Here is a 17,656-nt window from a genome sequence, read left to right as displayed (position 1 = left end):
AAGAGGCGGCCGTCTCCATTCTGAGAACGCTGGGTCTGGCTGGCGCAACCTCCGATCAGGCGCAGTCCTATCCGGATTATCGCGAGATGTCGACCTGGAGCAGGAACGCCATCGGCGTCAGCCGGGAAAAGGGTCTCCTGAACGGCACGACCGGGGGCGAGTTTCAACCGCGGCGCGCGATGAGCATCGCGGAGGCGGTCACGCTGCTGGATCGGATCGCGACGGCGATCGTGAATGAACCCGCCAAAGGCGAGCAAGGGTCCACGCTGACCTACTCGCAGGACGTGGCAGGCAATCTGTTTGTCAATGCCTCCAACGTCAAGCTGAGCCAAATGAAAGTCAAAGGCGATTTGTACATCGCCCAAAGCAGCACCGACGCGGAGATCCAATTAGAAGACGTTCAGGTGTCGGGTCATATTTACGTGACCGGCGCCGCCAACGTGGCGGTGGACGGGAATATTTCCGAGAACCAGATGTACATCTACCAGGCGGCGGGCCAAGTTTCGGTTCAGGGGCCTAAGCCGTCGGCATTCACGGCTCAGTCTCCCGACAGCGTCACCTTCGTGCTGACCGAGGACGAATCGTCCGACGAGCCGACGGGAACGCCGGGGACGGAGTATACGCCGCCGACGCAGACGCCGCCCGACGAGAGCGACGAGCCCATTCTGATTCACGTCACCGACAGAATGCTCGAGGGCGAAGACTACGCGACCGACAAGAAGAAGCTGTTCGACGAATACGACCAGGTCCTGGCGGCGCCGCCGAGCTCGGCCGATCCGTATCTGCCGCCGATCGATACCGCGGCATCGGCGAACGCGAATACATGGCGGACTGCCGGGGCCAGCCAGTGGGTCGACGCGTCCGTCACGAACTTGAACCTGAATCTGCTGCGCGATTACAAGCTGACCGAGATTGATCTCTATGACGGCGAGAAGTATGCGCCGTCGACGTATACGGCCGACGGCAGCAGTCCGTATGAAGTCATGGGCGGCACGATGGAAGTCTACGCCGGAGACAAGAAGCTCATTTCCTATCCGCTCACCAACGCGGGCAAATGGGTGAAGTTCGATCTGGGCGAAGAAGGGGTCACGGCGAGCTCGCTCCGATTCCATAAGGTTCCGATCGACGAGAAATATTCGTGGTGGGGCGGCAGCGGCGATCCGTATTCCAAGCAGTTTACGTGCGACGTGAACATCGTCGAAGCCGCGCTGTACGGCGTCCCCCTCGGCGAGGAGCCGCCGGCGGAAGAAGAATGGCACTTGAGTCCGCAGGAAGGCGTCACGCCTTTCGACTCGTCGAAGCTCACGTTCGGCAATTTCGTCGGCACCAACAGCTTCTTCAACATGCCGCAGGACGTGAATCAAGCGATCGGTTTCATCCGGGAGTATCATAACTGGGACTGGACCGAATATTCGGCCAATGGACAGATGGCCGGCGGCCAGCTCAACAACTCGGCCACGACGCAGAACCCCGTAGCGCAATTCAGCAACACCTGGGGCGCCTTTGACAGCTTCTATCAAGGGCTGAAGGATAGGGGCGTCGGCGTCGCCATTACCTTACAGGGCGGCGTGGTGAATTCGGGCAGGAGCAATCCGCGGCCGAACTGGCAGGGGGACCAGGACCCGAAGAAAGCCAGCTCCTACCTGGCGCACGGCAGAAGCTTCTTCCAGCACGCGGCGCGTTACGGGAGCAATAAGGACCTCGATCCCGATCTCGTCAAGGTTGCGCCCGGAACGGACAAGAAGATCGGCATGGATCTCGTCGAATACTACGAGAATTGGAACGAGGAAGATTTGGCCGGGTATTTCACCGGCGCGCAATTCGCGGCAATGACCAGCGCCGATTACGACGGTCATATGGGGACCATGGGACCGGATGTCGGCATCAAGCAGGCCGACCCCAACGCGAAGCTCGTGCTGGGCGGACTGGCCGGCATCTTCTATAACGGCGAGTCGGCAGGGCAAGGGCAGTCGACGCGGCAATTCTTCGAAGACATGATGAAGTGGTTCGACCAGAACCGGACGGAGGACCAGTGGAAGGCGGCGCATAACGGCTCGCTGGACGGCTATGTCCGTTACCCGTTCGATGTCATTAACGGCCATTATTATGCCGGCGAAGGCGTGCGGCATCCGAACGCCGAGAATCACCTGACGGGCATGTCCCCCGAAGAGGATCACATCTATGACCGAATGACCGACTTCGTGAAGCTGCGCGACGAATACTTGGCCGACAAGGAAATTTGGCTGTCCGAATTCGGATGGGACGTCGCGCAGGGGACGCAGTCCAGCGCGACGATCGAGTATGAGAAGGACGGCGTCACCTACAATCCGGGGATCAATACGGGCCTCGACGCGGAAGAGGTGCAGGCACGCTGGATCGTCCGCGAGTATCTGATGCTGGCCGCGGCCGGAATCGACCGCGCGGAGCAGTACATGATGCCCGATGCGGGAACGTTCGACACTCGGAATGGGCGGTTCAATTCGAGCGGATTGATTGGGACCGTCTACGATGATGCCCAGCAGACGACGACGAAGAAACGGCCATCCTGGTATTATGTCGGCACGATGAAGAACTATCTGGATACGACCCGCTTCGACTCGATCGTCGAGAAGGGCGGGGAAAGCGGACTGGACGGCCCGTGGGTGCTTAAATTCAAGGAGACGGCGAGCGATGACGGCGTATACGCGTTGTGGCTGCCCACCTCGCTCGGCGACCAAGGCGGCGCCAACAAGCAGGATTACACGCTGAGTCTTCCGGAAGGTACGGAGCATGCCTCTCTTGTGACGCTTGAGAACGGGGTGCAATGGGGCAATCAAACGGAGCTTGCCATCACTGACGGCAGCGTGACGGTTTCTGTCAGCGAGAAGCCGGTATTCGTCCTCGTGACCCGGTAGCGGACAACGAATTCCGCTAGGAGAGCACGGAGGCCGCGCCGAATGTAACGCGTCGCGATCGCGGTTGTGCCTGTTCGTCCTGCAAGATCATGATGCGTATCGGTCGGCTCAACGGATTTGCTTCGCGGCGGGTCGTATGCCACATCGAGGAACAACCGACGTCTCGCATGAGGCGTCGGTTGTTTCATTGGAATGCGGCTGTAAGTGCTGCTTGTCTGTTCGGAGACAACGATGGAGAAGCCGGCAGCTCGACCAATACGCGATGGGAAAGGACCGGGCGAAACTCGAGCAGCTGTTCCACGAGATTGCGAAAGCCGTCGGCGAGCCGGCTACGCGGAGGCGGGCTATTGCGATTCGCTTAAGTAGATATAATAGGACAAGCAATGTAATCGGTTTAATATATTCGCCGCGTCGCACGGGCGTCATAATGAAAACGTACTCATAATCGCATATAGGGGAGGCACGCAGGTGGCATTGAACAAAGCGAAATTGAAAGTGAAAGTGAAAGGCACGGCAACGCTCTCATTCCTGCTTATCCTGACAACGGTAACGGCTTGCAGCAGCAGCAACGACAGCAGCGGCAACGAAGGCGGCGGCAACGCGCCAAGCGCATCGACAAACGCAAACGCGAGCGGAAGTCCCGCGACTTCGCCGGCAGCATCCGGTGCGAGCGGCCCGGAAGGCAAATACGATCCTCCGATCGAAGTGACGACCGTGCGAGCCGTCAATCCTGCCGCTGAAATCGCGCCCGGTGAAACGCTCGACCAGAATGTTTGGACCAAAACCTTCGAAAGCGACCTCGGCATTAAGGTGAAGAACCTGTGGAAAGTAAGCACAGAGCAGTATCAGAACAAGGTCGCCGTCATGATGGCTTCAGGCGATATGCCGGATTTCATGGATGTTGACGCGCAGCAGTTCCAGACCCTCGTAGAAGCCGGATCGATTGCGGATTTAACCGATGTTTACGATAAATACGCTTCCGAATTTACGAAGAACTCATTCGCAGGAAGCGGCGACCTGCGTCTCAAGGCGGCGACGATAGACGGCAAAATCATGGGCATACCGACAAACGGCGGTGAAACCAACGATACCCAGCTCATCTTTATTCGCAAAGACTGGCTGGACAATCTGGGGCTTCAGCCGCCGAAGACAATGGACGATATCAACCATATCGCCTTGGCGTTCACGAAGAACGATCCGGACAAGAACGGCAAGAACGATACGTACGGCTTAAGCCTCGACTACAATTTGTTCAACGGCTGGTCCGGTCTTGACGGCTATTTCAACGGCTATCATGCGTATCCGTTCAACCCGACCAAGGGGACCGGCACGAATCTGAACTTCATCAAGGGCGCGGACGGCAAGGCGCAGTGGGCCGACGTTCAACCGGAAGTGAAGACCGCGCTCGGCAAGCTGGCCGACTTGTTCAAGCAAGGCGCGATCTATCCGGAATTCAGCGTCATCGACGGCATCAAATCCGCCGAACTCGTGACGTCCGGTAAAATCGGGATGGCGTTCGGCGCGTCTTTCGTGCCGGGATGGCCGCTCGGCAATATGTACAAGGACGTGCCGGGCTCGGATTGGAGCATTTATCCGCTCGTATCGTCCGACGATCAGCCGGCGCTCGCGCAAAGCACGACCGTCTTGCCTTCGCACTACTTCGTCGTAAGCAAGAAGTCCGAACATCCGGAAGCTCCGATCCTGATGCTGAACACGTATATGGAGAAGCTCTACGAACACTTCGATAAGAATTACCATACGGTCACCGTGGATGGCAAAGACTACGGCGAATTCGCGCTTTCGCCCATTAGCGGAAACATGCCCGGCATCAATCCGAAGGCGGCTGACGCGGTTCAAGCCGCGATGAAATCCGGCGATACGTCGGCGCTAAATGATGAACAGAAGCAATACTACGATCAAGTGAAAAAATTCGAGGCCGGGGACAAGACGATGTGGGGCGCGAGCAAGACGTGGTTGGAAGGCGGCGTATTCAACCTCCAAGGCCAATATGCAGCCAACCAGCAGGTTTTCACATCGGCTTATTTGGGCAACCCGACGCCGACGATGATCGCGAAAGGACCGTCGCTTCGCGACGAAGAAGTGAAGATGATGACGTCGATCATCATGGGCTCCAAGCCGCTTGACTATTTCGACGAATGGGCCGCGAATTGGCTGGCATCCGGCGGTCAGGGCATTCTCGACGAAGTCAACGCAAGCGGCATGGTTCAATAAGCGTAACCGAAGGGATAGCGGCCAGTCGCTATCCCTTTTGGCTTTTGCGTGTGATAAGGACGATCGAATTGTGGTCCGGCGGGTTTCGAATTCAAACCTTAATCTCCCCTATGTTCGAATCCGGTTACTCGCTCGCTTTCCTCCCAAAGTCTATGGGCTAAAGCCCGGTCATGGCTTCGTCTGGAAGACGACGCTTCTTTGCAGCGGACGAAATATCGTCCGGTTACGCCTTCGACTTTGGGCGACGACGCCAAAAACACGGATGTCGCGGCGCCTTGCTCCGCCGGGATCATGAATGGTCTTAGGGCTGCAAAAGAGAGCCGCTCAAGGCCCGTCAGTCTTTTCGCGAAGCTGGTTCTCACGATGCCCGGATGTAGGCAATTCGCGGTCGTTTCCGACGCGTTCAATCTGCGCGCTAACTCGTATGTAAACAGGATATTGGCCAATTTGGATTGTCCATACGCGCGTGAAGCAAGGAATCGTTGCTTGTTATGGAGATCGTCCATATTGAATTGATACATCTTATGGGCCATCGAGCTGACGGTAATGATCCTCGAGCGGCCGCTTGCTTTCAGTAAGTCCCTCAACAATCCCGTTAGCAAGAAAGTTCCGAAATGATTGACTCCCATAATCGTTTCTAATCCTTCGGGAGTCGGCGTCCACTTATCCATCATGATACCGGCGTTATTAATGAGCACATCCAATTTGTCATACCTTCGGGTCACTTCGGCCGCGAATGTTCGAATCGATGCGAATGATGCTAAATCCACCACTAAGACATCGATTCGGTCATTTCCTGTATCGCTTACGATCTCCTGGCGAGCGGCCTCTCCTTTGGCTTTGTCCCGGCATGCTAGAATCACCGAAGCGCCTTGCTTAGCCAGTTCCGCCGCCGCCGCTTTACCAATGCCTGAATTCGCTCCCGTCAGCAACACGCTACGATCGAGCATTCTCATAGACGCTCTCCTTATTATTCTGTTATTTTAAATAGAGGACCAAGCAGGCATGGGCACGATAACCGGTAAGTTGCCGGCTCATGTCGACATCTTCGAAGGTTATTCAGTTCATTTACGATTTGCAGGCAAGAAGTTTCATAAGAAATCCTTACGAAATGGAGATGGGTTTATGCCAGACATGCTTGTAAAGCTCTACCAGCTTCCGGAATCAGATCCGGTGCGGAAGCAATTATCGGCCAACGGAATTGAGATTCGCCGGGCCATTGCTCCTGAGAAACATCTTGTTTTGGATTGGATCAAGGAACGTTTCGGGGAAGGCTGGACGAGCGAATGCGAGGTTGCCTTCACCAATCAACCGGTATCCTGTTATATTGCGGTGCAGAATCAAAAAATGGTTGGGTTTGCGTGCTATGATGCGACTTGCAGAAATTTTTTCGGACCGATGGGCGTGGAGGAATCCGCACGCGTACATGGCATCGGCAAAGGGCTGCTATTGGCGAGCCTCCATGCCATGCATGCAATCGGATACGGCTATGCGATTATCGGCAGTGCCGGCCCTACCGAATTCTACAGCAAGGTTGTCCATGCTACCATCATCGAAGATTCCTCTCCGGGTATTTACAGAGGCATGTTAAAACGGTAATGACGCAAGAGAAGGATAACTGGATCTGCACGAATCCCCTTTACGAGAAGAACGGTTACGCTTCTGAATAAGATCAGCGAAACGGACCTTGATTCGGAAGGCGGTATCCGCAAGCGGTTCAGAATGTTCAATTTATCCATTTCGGACGGAGGTCAGTCAAATGAAATTGGGTCTTAGCAGTTACAGCTTGTACCGTGATATTCAGAACGGGGTTCTTCCGATCCTCGATGTGCCGCGTTGGATCGCGGCTCACGGCGGGGAGCATTTAGAAATCGTCCCTCTTGGCTTCAGTCTGGTCGACAATCCAGGGCTAACCGATGACCTCTTGAACGCGGCGGACAAAGCCGGCATCGCGATATCCAACTATGCGGTCGGGGCTAACTTCGCGATCGATGACGAAGCGGACTATCGCCGTGCGATCGAGGAGACGAAGGTGCATGTCGACGTCGCAAACCGGCTGGGCGTGAAGCTCATGCGCCACGACGTCGCGTCTCGCCCGACGGCAGAGGCCACAATCCAGCGTTTCGAGGCGGATCTGCCGAGACTCGTCGAGGCGTGCAGGGAAGTGGCCGATTACGCGGCGCAATACGGCATCACGACGAGCGTGGAAAACCACGGTTACTACATCCAGGCTTCCGACCGCGTGCAGCGGCTCGTGTCTGCCGTAGACCGGCCAAACTTCCGGACGACGCTAGACGTCGGCAACTTCATGTGCGTAGACGAAAATCCGCTAATCGCCGTGAGGAAAAACCTGCCGATCGCATCCATGGTGCATCTGAAAGACTTCTATTTACGTCCGGCGTCTGCTGCTTTCACCGAAGGATGGTTCCGATCGGCGGGCGGCAATTATTTGCGCGGCGCTATTGCCGGGCACGGGGACATCCCGTTGCAGACGATCCTAGCGGAAATTAAAGCGTCCGGCTACGATGGCTACATCTCCCTTGAATTCGAGGGGATGGAGGATTGTCAGCTTGGGTCCCGTATAGGGCTGCAGCAGGTCCGACATCTGTGGGAAGCGATCTAACGATTCGATATTTACAGCTTGGATACCGCTAAAAAGAACGGAGCCGTTCGTGCAATCAGCAATACGGTAGTTTAAGAAAACGAATGGATGCAAGTACGGTCGGATGACAATCATACGATACTATCCCTTGAAAAGCTGCGATAATCGCAGCTTTTTTCATTTATGGCCACGTTTCTGGCGCGAATCCATGAAGAGCCGCTCGTGGATCGGGCACGTTCAGCGCCGGTACGGCCCGCCTTTCACGCGGGTACGGCCATCCGGAAAATATAACGCTTACAATTGCGTAAACGATCGTGAAGGAAGTAAAAAGATGCGCGTTGTTCGCGCCTTTCCCGGACGCCTATAATGAAAGCGCAACCATAGAAGCGATCGCCAAGTGAAGGGGGATGGCTATGAAGGAAGGAAGCGCCCAATCGATTCGGAGCGAGAGTCGGCATATTCGACAGGAAATGATAGATCGCTAGACAACCGGAAACGATGTGCGTAATCCCACTATTGAAGAGGAGAGACACGGTGCGCATGCAAAAATACGGCATTAGAAGCCTGTCGGTAAGAAAATTTCTCTATATTTTGCCCTTTATGATTCTGCTTTCCGTTTTCGCGTATTACCCGCTATACGGATGGGTCTATGCCTTTTTTGATTACACGCCGCCTATTCCGCTGTCCGAATCGCCTTTTGTCGGACTGAAGTGGTTTCGGTCATTAGTCGAAAACCAGGTAAAGATCGATCAGCTGCTGCAGGTCATCAAGAACACGTTCGGCCTAAGCGGCCTCAGCCTGCTCTTCTCCTGGCTGCCGATGGTTTTTGCGATCTTTCTGACGGAGATCAAAGCCGTCCGGTTCCGGAAGTTCATCCAGACGGTCACCACGCTTCCGAACTTTATCAGCTGGGTATTGGTCTATTCGCTGGGCTTCTCCATGTTTTCCAGCGAAGGGATCGTCAACGGCATGCTTCAACAGCTCGGAATCACCGATTCGCCGATTTTATTCCTCCAGAGCTCCAACCATGTGTGGTTGACGATGTGGATGTGGACGACCTGGAAAGCCTTAGGATGGTCCGCCATCCTGTATATCGCCGCGATTATGAGCATCGATGATTCGCTTTACGAGGCGGCGGAAGTAGACGGCGCGACAAGGATGCAGGTGATCCGGCATGTCGTTCTCCCAAGCATGCTGCCGACGTATTTCGTGCTGTTGATGCTGCAAATCGCGAGCTTCCTGAACAACGGCCTGGAGCAATACTTCGTCTTTCAGAACGCGTTTAACAAGGACCACATTCAGGTGCTGGACTTGTACGTCTACAACCTGGCCATGGGGGGCGGCAGCTATTCCGTATCCGTCGCGATCAGCATGCTGAAGAGCTTGATCAGCGTCGTGCTTCTCTTTTCGGTAAACAAACTGTCCAAAATCTTAAGAGGGGAGAGTATCGTATGAGCGACAATATGGCCGAGCTGGTACGGCAGGCGGCGCATCAAACCCGATCGGATAAGAAGACGCGCTTTCAAGCCAGCGCGACGGACAAATTCATCTCGGTCGTGATCTATACGCTGTTCTCGCTGTTCGCGCTTCTCTGCGTATACCCCTTTTACTCGATCATTATCAATACCATTAGCGCGAACGATATCAGCGCCAAAGGCGAGGTCGTGTTTTTCCCGAAGCATATTCACTTCCAGAACTACGTGGACGTGTTCAAAATTCCGGGGCTGGGCACCGCGGCGCTCGTTTCTCTGGGAAGAACGGTAATCGGAACGACGTTGACGGTGGGCGCTTCGGCATTCCTCGGGTTCATGTTTTCCCAAGAGGATATGTGGGGGCGGAAATTCTGGTATCGCTTTACGGTGATCACGATGTTCTTCAATGCAGGGATCATTCCATGGTATCTGACGATGCGGTCGCTGCACCTGACCAATAACTTTCTGGCTTATATTTTGCCGACGATCGTCGCGCCTTTCTTCATCATCCTGGTCAAGACATTCGTGGAATCGCTGCCCAAGGAATTGCAGCAGGCGGCCAGCATCGACGGGGCGGGAATCATGACCCTTTTCTTCAAGATCATGCTGCCGATAAGCAAGCCCATATTGGCGACGGTCGCGATATTCGCGGCCGTGGATCAATGGAATTCGTTCCAGGATACGCTGCTGCTCGTGACGGATAACAAACTTTATAGCTTGCAGTTTATTCTGTACAACTATATCAATCAGGCGAGCTCGTTATCGACGATGGTCAATTTGCAGAACGCCGGCTCGACGACGATGGCAAGCCTGGCGACCAAGCAGACGACGACTTCGATCCGCATGACGGTGACCATCATCGTCGTGGCGCCAATCTTGCTGATTTATCCGATATTCCAACGGTTTTTCGTGAAAGGGATTATGATCGGTGCGGTGAAAGGCTAACTTGCGCATGCGCCATTATAATAAATTGACCAAGTGGGGGTAGCAAATGAGCAGAAATAGGAAAGTCGTTAAGCGCTCGATGGTCGCATCGATGACCGGTTTGTTCTTGGTATCGGCCGCAATGACCGGCTGCAGCAACGGAAACGCGAATACGACGGCAACCGACGAGCCGTCCGGAACGGGCACGAACGCAGGCGCGTCCCAGACCGCCGGCGCGATCGATCACAGCAAGCCGCTCACCATTACCGTGTTCGACAATGCGGCCAATTATCAAGGCGAACAGACGGGATGGTACGGCAAGCTGCTCAAGGACAAGTTCAATATCACCTTGAACATTCTCGCGCCGCAGGTGGCCGGCGATCAGCTGTACAAGACCCGAACGGCGGCGGGCGATCTGGGAGATCTCCTGATCGTCGATAACAGCCAATTGGAAGAGCTGATTCCGGCGGGTCTCGTCATGGATATGACGGATAAAATCAAGAATACGAAGTATCTGTCCCAGTATGTGGACAAGCATTTCAAGCCCTTCAACGCCGGCTTCGACAAAGCGAACCCGGAAGGCAAGATCTATGGGCTGCCGACGTTCGAAGCCGACACGTCGCCGACGACCTTCTCGGAAGAAATGCCTTACTCCAGCCCGATCCTGCCCTGGAATTATTACAAGGGCGTCGGAGCCCCCAAGCTTAACAACCTGGACGATTTGCTGAAGGTCCTGAAGCAAATGCATGAGAAATATCCGAAGTCGCCGGACGGCAAGCCGATCGTACCGATCACCCTATGGAAGGACTGGGACGGCGGCAGCATGGAGAACGTCCGCTGGCTCAGCAACTGGTACGGCTTCGAGCAGCCGGACGGCACGACGACGATCCAGTTAAACGCAAAGGGCGATATCGTTCCGCTCATCGACGATAACAGCATGTACAAGAAGATTTTGCAGTTTTATTTTAATGCCAATCAAATGGGGCTGGTCGACCCCGACTCGCCGACCCAGGATTGGAACAAAGTATCCGAGAAGTTGACCAACAATCAGGTTCTTCTCACCTGGTATTCTTGGGAACGAGGCTTCTACAATTCCATCGAAAGAGGCAAAAACGGGGACGGCATCGTAGGGGTTCCGATTGCCGACACGCATCTGATTCAAAGCAGCGACGCCTATTACGGCAACGGCATGGTATTCGCGATCGGCGCGAAGGCGAAAGATCCCGATCGCATCATGGAATTCATGGATTGGCTCTGCTCCCCGGAAGGGCTGCGTTACTACACGAACGGCTTTGAAGGCTTTAACTACGAGAAGACGGAGGATGGCAAGTCCAAGCTGACCGAAGTCGGACAGAGCGCTTTCCAGAAAAACACGCCCGTCCCGGACGAGTACGGCGGCGGCGGTTATCAGGACGGACAGAGCAAAATCAACAGCATGATCATGAGCGACTTCGTCGTCGATCCGGATACGGGAGAATTCTATAACAGCACGTATTGGAAATCGACGATCGAAGCGAACAAGACGGCGCTGACGACGGATTGGCAGAGCACGTATAACGCCGAGAACCCGACGGATTATTATCTGAAGAACAAGATGATCGACGTCGTGCCCAATATCAACACGAGTCTTGGAGCCGATTCGTCGGATATCAAGAACGAACGCAGCCAGATCTCGGACTATGTGAAGAACACGTCCTGGAAAATCGTATTCGCGAAAAACCAAGCGGAATTCGACCAGCTATGGACCAAGATGCAGAAGGACGTGGAAGGCCTGGGCTGGAAGGATGTCTTGGCAGCGGATACGGTCAAGGCCCAGAAGATCGTGAAAATGCGCGCCGACGCGTTAGCCAACAAGTAAGGTTCGACGAAATGAATCCATGAGGGATGGGTATGTTTCCATACGCTATATCCCTCTTTTTTTTTGCAACCGAATTCGAACGAATAGATGGACAAAGGAGGACGTTTCATGAGACTGGCATGCGGCAGCTACATCCTGCTCTTCAAAGAGGGCGGCATCGAGGTGCGAAAAGACGACAGGATCCTCTATTCCAACAAGCGGCCGATGTTCGTGACGGTAAAAACCGCGTTTGCCGTCAATGCGTTTTACGACGGCGCTTACGCGGACATCGCCGTTTCCGGCGAAACGATCGTGGCCCAAGGCACGATAACCGTGCCCTCCGGTTCGGCGTTTGCCTTCACGGACGTCTACGAAGCCGCAGGCGCCGGGTTCAAAGCGAGCCGGACCGTGGAGGTGCTGGCGGCAGGCGACGACCTCGGCTTCTCCACCAAGATCTCTTTGAAGATGGAGGCGTCGGATGACGTCCATGCCTACAACTGCTTCGCGCCCGGCGTTTGGTACAAGCAAAACGAATTCGCGCCCGACTCCGCCATCGGCAAAGATTTGGACAACGAATATTTTTGGCGAATGGAGACCCGTTACGCCCTGCCGCTGTTCGCCATGCAGCATATCGCGTCGGGAGAAGCGGCGGCGCTGTCGCGCTGGGCGGCGGACGCAACGCTGCCGTCTACGGATATCGTACGGTCGGAAAATATAACGGACCCGAAGTGCACGGTCGGAGCCATCGGCATGAGCAGGCCGGAGAGCAAGACGCTGAACTATATGTATTACGGCTATGGCATACGCAAGGAACTCCAGACGGAGACAGCCGGCCTGTCGATCGATTACGTATATCCGGGCGGCGAAGGCCAGTTGCCCGTCAACAGATCCTATGCCGGCCTGGATTACCATGAGAAGCCGAGAACTTTCCAGCGCATCAATCATCCCGTAGAGCCCGGCTTTAAGCAGCATTACGCCGTCGCCGTCCATTTCGGCCAATACGGCGGCTTCCAGCCGATGATGAAGGAGCTCTGGCGGGTTACCTATGCTCGCCTGCGCGACAAGCTATTCGAAGTGGATAATGAACGCCATTTCCATAACGGCATGCACATCTTGAACCGATACACGCGGCAGTACGGCGATTCGTACGGATTGCCCTTTGCCTGCCAATTGCCCGACATGGACATCTCGAGCGTTTCCTTTCAGTTCGGCTTCGTGGGCCAGCAGCCGGGCATCGGCTATCAGCTGCTTCGATACGGCGACAAGGAGAACGTCCCCGAAGCCTTTGATAAAGGCGTGGGCGTGATCGATTTTTGGGCGCGTACGGCCATGACCGAATCGGGTCTGCCGCGGATGTGCTACAATCCGACCCTCCAGGGGTTCGAGCCGTATCCGCATTATATCCGCATGCTGGCCGACGGAATCGAGGCCGTCTTGGATGCCTACCTTTATATGAGGGCGAAAGGCGACGAGCGGCCGGCCTGGCTGGAATTCTGCGAGAGGACCGCCGATTGGCTGGTGAAGGTTCAGAATGAAGACGGGAGCTTCTATCGCGCGTATTACGCCGACGGCTCCATCCGCATGGACTCGAAATCCAACACGCCGAGCGTGATCCGTTTCCTGGTACAGGTTTACCTGGTATCCCGCGACGATCGATACCGAACCGCCGCGATCAAAGCCGGCGAATGGGCCTACGATCACAATTACCGGACCCTGGAATACCGGGGCGGCACCTGCGACAACGCCGATATTCAGGATAAAGAGGCCGGGATTTACGCGTTATTCGGATTCCTGGCCCTGCATGATCTGACCGGCGAGGAGCGTTGGCTCGAAGCAATGATCGGAGCCGCCGACTATACCGAGACGTGGACCTATGCCTGGACATTCCCCGTGCAAGCGCCATGGCCGAAGCATCCCTTTAATCGCTACTCGATCAGCGGTCAGAGCATCATTACGATCGGAGGCGGCGCCGACGTCTATATGGCCGCCTGCTCCTATACGTACTATAGGCTGTACGTCATCACGGGCGACGAGCACTATCTCGATTTCGCCGAGTTCATCCATAAGAACACGAGGCAGTCGACCGATGTCGATGGGAGCATCGGATACGCCATGCCCGGCCTGGGACACGAGAGCGGCAACTTCGCGAGCCAAACGCTGCAGAGCCACTATCACTGGCTGCCTTGGTGCACCTTCGTGGAGGTCGATCCTGCCTCGAGGCTGTACGACACCTTTGGCGGCTACGAGATCGCGGACGCCCAGAAGCTCCTTCCGGAGGAGAGGGCGAAGCGAAACCGCATCTATGATACGTTCGGCAGGGAGGCTAAGGCGTAACGGCCAAGGCGTAACGGCTTCGCCTCCCGCGCCGAAAGGTCCGTTCATTGCCTGGAGGAAACTTGCAAATACGAAAGTAAGGAGCGTGTAACGTTATGAAGAAACAAGGATTCAACCCTTATCTGCCGTCATGGGAATACATTCCCGACGGCGAACCGTACGTTTTTAACGGCAGGGTATACGTATACGGTTCGCACGACCGATTCAACGGACATGCGTATTGCTTGAACGATTATGCCTGTTGGTCGGCTCCCGCGGAGGATCCGGGGAATTGGAGATACGAAGGCTTGATTTACGAGAAAACGGACGACCCGCTGAATCCGGACGGCAGCATGTGCCTGTACGCGCCGGACGTCACGGTCGGCCCCGACGGGAGATATTATCTCTATTACGTGCTCGATAAGGTGTCCGTCGTATCCGTAGCGGTCTGCGATACGCCGGCCGGAAGGTATGCATTTTACGGCTACGTCAAGCATGCCGACGGCACGCGGCTCGGAGAGAAGGACGGCGACGAACCTTCGTTCGACCCGGGCGTGCTGACGGAAGGAGAGAAGACATATCTGTACACCGGCTTCTGCGCGGCCGGTGACCGGTCAAGGCATGGCGCCATGGCGACGGTTCTTGGTCCGGACATGCTCACCGTTCTGGAAGAACCGGCATGCGTCGCGCCAAGCGAACCGTACAGCGAGGGGAGCGGCTTCGAGGGACATGCCTTCTTCGAGGCGCCTTCCATCAGGAAGAAGGGCGATACGTATTATTTGATCTATTCGTCGATCGTCATGCACGAGCTGTGCTACGCGACCAGCAAATCTCCGACCCGGGACTTCGTCTATCGAGGCGTCGTCATCAGCAATAACGATCTGCATATCGATTCGTACAAGCCGGCTGAAATGCCCATGTATTATGGAGGCAATAACCATGGCAGCATTGTCGAATGGAACGGGAAGTGGTACATTTTCTATCATCGGCATACGAACGGAACGAATTTCAGCCGGCAGGGCTGCATCGAACCCATCGCATTCAGGGCGGACGGCACGATTGTCCAGGCGGAGATGACCTCTTGCGGTCCGAACGGAGGGCCGCTGGAAGGCCGAGGGGCGTATCCCGCGTACCTGGCCTGCAATCTGTTCTGCCGAGACGAAGCGCTCTATACGGGGGCCCCCGGGGAATGGATGGACAGCCGATTTCCGAAAATCACGCAGGATGGCAAAGACGGGGATGAAGAAGCCGGTTATATCGCCAACATGAGGGACTCCGCGACGGCAGGCTTCAAGTATTTCCGCTGCGAGGGAATTCGGACCGTCCGCATTCAGGCGCGCGGCTATTGCCGCGGTACGTTCGAAGTGAAGACAGCGTGGGACGGACCTGCTCTCGGAAGGATTCCGGTCGACTTTACGAACGTATGGACATCCTATTCGGCCGATGTCCTCATTCCGGACGGCATTCAAGCGCTGTACTTTACGTATAAGGGCGCGGGAGGGGCCAGCTTGGCTTCGTTTTCGCTGGAATAACGCCAGATCATGGAAGAACGTTGTTCAGTCCGTTCGCGCTAGCCTATAATGAGAGCGTAACCATTGCAGAGGCAAAGCCGATGAAGAGGGGATGGCTATGAACACAGGCAGGACGCGTTCGTTGTTGGCTTTGCTTTCGGCCATGGTGCTCATGGCGGTGCCCGCAGCCTGCGATGACAACGATAATCACGATGGCCGCGGCGGCAATACGGCCGCGAGAACGCAAGCGGCGGCAGGACCCTATGGCAAATACGACCCGCCGATCGAGATCACGACCGTTCGCAACCTGAGCGATATCGTCGAGAACAACGTCCTGGGCGTGCTGAAGGACGAGAAGTTCGAGGATAACCGTTGGAGCCGGCTCTATTACGACCAGCTGGGCATTAAGATTAAATATAACTGGATTGTCAAGGGCAACGACACGTCGGATCCGTATTTGCAGAAGGTGAACGTGATGCTGGCCTCCGGCGATCTTCCGGACGTCATTCCGGTCAACGCCACGCAGCTCAAGCAGCTCGCCGACACGGGCCAGATCGAGGATATGACGGATTTATACAACGCGTATGCATCGCCTGAGCTCAAGGAGATCCTCTCCGAGGAAGGCTCGGGACCGTTCGACTCCGCGACGTTCGACGGCAAGCTGATGGCGATTCCGCAGACGGGGTCATCGATCGAACAAGCCCAGTTCGTCTGGATTCGCACGGACTGGCTGGATAAATTGGGCTTGCGGCCTCCGAAAACGATGGACGACGTCTTGGCGATATCGAAAGCTTTCGCCGAGCGCGACCCGGACGGCAATCACTTGAAAGACACGTTCGGTCTCGCCATTACGAAGGAACTGTTCGGAGGATCGATGGGACTCGAGGGGTTCATGGCCGGTTATGGCGCTTTCCCGAATATCTGGCTGGAGGACCCGGAGGGCAAGCTGGTGTTCGGCAGCGTTCAACCGGAGATGAAGAAGGCGCTTCAAGCCCTGCAAAACATGTACAAAAACGGTGAATTAGACGAAGAGTTCGGCGTCAAAGAGGGCACGAAGGTATCGGAGGTCATCGCAAGCGGCAAAATCGGCATGGAATATGGCCAGCAATGGAATTCCATCTGGCCGCTGCAATTAAATAAAAACCATGATCCGAACGCGCAGTGGCGCGCGTTCCCGATCGTATCGGAATCCGGCGGACCGGCGAAGGTTCCGCTCAAGTTCAGCACGACGAAATTTTTCGCCGTCCGCAAAGGCGCCGCGCATCCCGAGGCCATCGTCAAGCTGTTCAATCTGCACGTGGAGAAGAATTGGGGCAAAACCGAGGAGAACGATTACTACTATGCGCCGCCCGACGCGGAGAGCGTATGGCAGCTGTCCTTGGTCCAACCCGCGCCGACGAAGAAAAATCTGGAGCTGTTCCGAACGTTGGACGACGTGCGCAAGACGGGCGACAAGTTGAAGCTGACGGGCGAAGCAAAGGTCATCCAGCAAAAGCTGGACGCCTATGCGTCCGGGTCCAAGGAAGGTTTCGCGCTGTGGGGCTGGGAGCGCATCTACGGACCCGAAGGAGCGGAGGGCATCGTCGATCAGTACGACAAGAACCATCAATTTCTATTGGATAAATTCGAAGGCGCTCCGACCGCAACGATGGTGGAGCGGCAAACGACGCTGGAGAAGATGCAAAACGAAGTCTTCGTCCGCATCATCCTTGGCGCGCCGATAAAGGAATTCGATAAATTCGTGCAGGATTGGAACAAGCTTGGGGGCTTGCAGATTACGAAGGAAGTAAACGCCTATTACGCATCGATGAAGAAGCAGCCGCATGCAAGTTAATGCGAAGCGGTAGGATGGCATCGACTAGACATGATGA

11 protein-coding genes are annotated in these 17,656 nt (G+C 55.6%); 10 read left to right on the top strand and 1 reads right to left on the bottom strand.

Annotated elements, in window-relative coordinates; translation table 11 throughout:
* The coding region (locus I8J29_RS03300; RefSeq protein WP_208846216.1) for an S-layer homology domain-containing protein at positions 1-2,894 on the top strand (2,894 nt) is incomplete at its 5' end.
* A 468-nt stretch (positions 2,895-3,362) separates the two neighbouring features.
* Entirely contained in the window at positions 3,363-5,126 is a 1,764-nt protein-coding gene (locus tag I8J29_RS03295) for a type 2 periplasmic-binding domain-containing protein (protein WP_208846215.1), read from the top strand.
* 98 nt (positions 5,127-5,224) lie between these two features.
* On the opposite strand, the gene I8J29_RS03290 is transcribed toward I8J29_RS03295, so the two are convergent.
* Positions 5,225-6,082 carry an SDR family oxidoreductase gene (locus I8J29_RS03290; protein ID WP_208846214.1) on the bottom strand — a complete coding sequence of 286 codons (858 nt, stop codon included), beginning with the start codon at positions 6,080-6,082 and terminating at the stop codon, positions 5,225-5,227.
* Positions 6,083-6,131: 49 nt separating this feature from the next.
* Between I8J29_RS03290 and I8J29_RS03285 the strand changes: the two genes are divergently transcribed.
* From I8J29_RS03285 to I8J29_RS03250, 8 genes are all read left to right on the top strand, one after another.
* On the top strand, positions 6,132-6,725 hold the full coding sequence (locus I8J29_RS03285; RefSeq protein ID WP_338113019.1) for a GNAT family N-acetyltransferase: 594 nt from the start codon (positions 6,132-6,134) through the stop codon (positions 6,723-6,725).
* A 160-nt stretch (positions 6,726-6,885) separates the two neighbouring features.
* Positions 6,886-7,749 carry a sugar phosphate isomerase/epimerase family protein gene (locus I8J29_RS03280; protein ID WP_208846213.1) on the top strand — a complete coding sequence of 288 codons (864 nt, stop codon included), beginning with the start codon at positions 6,886-6,888 and terminating at the stop codon, positions 7,747-7,749.
* A 519-nt stretch (positions 7,750-8,268) separates the two neighbouring features.
* On the top strand, positions 8,269-9,183 hold the full coding sequence (locus tag I8J29_RS03275) for an ABC transporter permease subunit (RefSeq protein ID WP_208846257.1): 915 nt from the start codon (positions 8,269-8,271) through the stop codon (positions 9,181-9,183).
* Entirely contained in the window at positions 9,180-10,145 is a 966-nt protein-coding gene (locus I8J29_RS03270) for a carbohydrate ABC transporter permease (RefSeq protein WP_208846212.1), read from the top strand. The genes I8J29_RS03275 and I8J29_RS03270 overlap by 4 nt, the downstream gene beginning before the upstream one ends.
* Before the next feature lie 46 nt (positions 10,146-10,191).
* Positions 10,192-11,982 carry a type 2 periplasmic-binding domain-containing protein gene (locus I8J29_RS03265; RefSeq protein ID WP_208846211.1) on the top strand — a complete coding sequence of 597 codons (1,791 nt, stop codon included), beginning with the start codon at positions 10,192-10,194 and terminating at the stop codon, positions 11,980-11,982.
* 108 nt (positions 11,983-12,090) lie between these two features.
* Positions 12,091-14,295 (top strand): glycoside hydrolase family protein, encoded by a 2,205-nt coding sequence (locus I8J29_RS03260; protein ID WP_208846210.1) that lies wholly within the window; start codon positions 12,091-12,093, stop codon positions 14,293-14,295.
* Positions 14,296-14,390: 95 nt separating this feature from the next.
* Positions 14,391-15,806 carry a family 43 glycosylhydrolase gene (locus I8J29_RS03255; protein WP_208846209.1) on the top strand — a complete coding sequence of 472 codons (1,416 nt, stop codon included), beginning with the start codon at positions 14,391-14,393 and terminating at the stop codon, positions 15,804-15,806.
* Between the two features lie 97 nt (positions 15,807-15,903).
* Positions 15,904-17,619, top strand: coding sequence for an extracellular solute-binding protein (locus tag I8J29_RS03250; protein ID WP_208846208.1), 1,716 nt, complete (start codon positions 15,904-15,906; stop codon positions 17,617-17,619).
* Positions 17,620-17,656 lie beyond the last annotated feature (37 nt).

The sequence above is a fragment of the Paenibacillus artemisiicola genome (assembly GCF_017652985.1).
Lineage (GTDB): Bacteria > Bacillota > Bacilli > Paenibacillales > Paenibacillaceae > Paenibacillus_Z > Paenibacillus_Z artemisiicola.
Note: the sequence above shows the minus strand (reverse complement) of the source record. Positions and strands in the feature narration are given on the sequence as shown.

Coding starts and splice junctions, on each gene's coding strand:
- I8J29_RS03265 (WP_208846211.1), top strand. CDS start 10,192: ATGAGCAGAAATAGGAAAGTCGTTAAGCGCTCGATGGTCGCATCGATG.
- I8J29_RS03260 (WP_208846210.1), top strand. CDS start 12,091: ATGAGACTGGCATGCGGCAGCTACATCCTGCTCTTCAAAGAGGGCGGC.
- I8J29_RS03280 (WP_208846213.1), top strand. CDS start 6,886: ATGAAATTGGGTCTTAGCAGTTACAGCTTGTACCGTGATATTCAGAAC.
- I8J29_RS03270 (WP_208846212.1), top strand. CDS start 9,180: ATGAGCGACAATATGGCCGAGCTGGTACGGCAGGCGGCGCATCAAACC.
- I8J29_RS03255 (WP_208846209.1), top strand. CDS start 14,391: ATGAAGAAACAAGGATTCAACCCTTATCTGCCGTCATGGGAATACATT.
- I8J29_RS03290 (WP_208846214.1), bottom strand. CDS start 6,082: ATGAGAATGCTCGATCGTAGCGTGTTGCTGACGGGAGCGAATTCAGGC.
- I8J29_RS03285 (WP_338113019.1), top strand. CDS start 6,132: ATGGGCACGATAACCGGTAAGTTGCCGGCTCATGTCGACATCTTCGAA.
- I8J29_RS03275 (WP_208846257.1), top strand. CDS start 8,269: ATGCAAAAATACGGCATTAGAAGCCTGTCGGTAAGAAAATTTCTCTAT.
- I8J29_RS03250 (WP_208846208.1), top strand. CDS start 15,904: ATGAACACAGGCAGGACGCGTTCGTTGTTGGCTTTGCTTTCGGCCATG.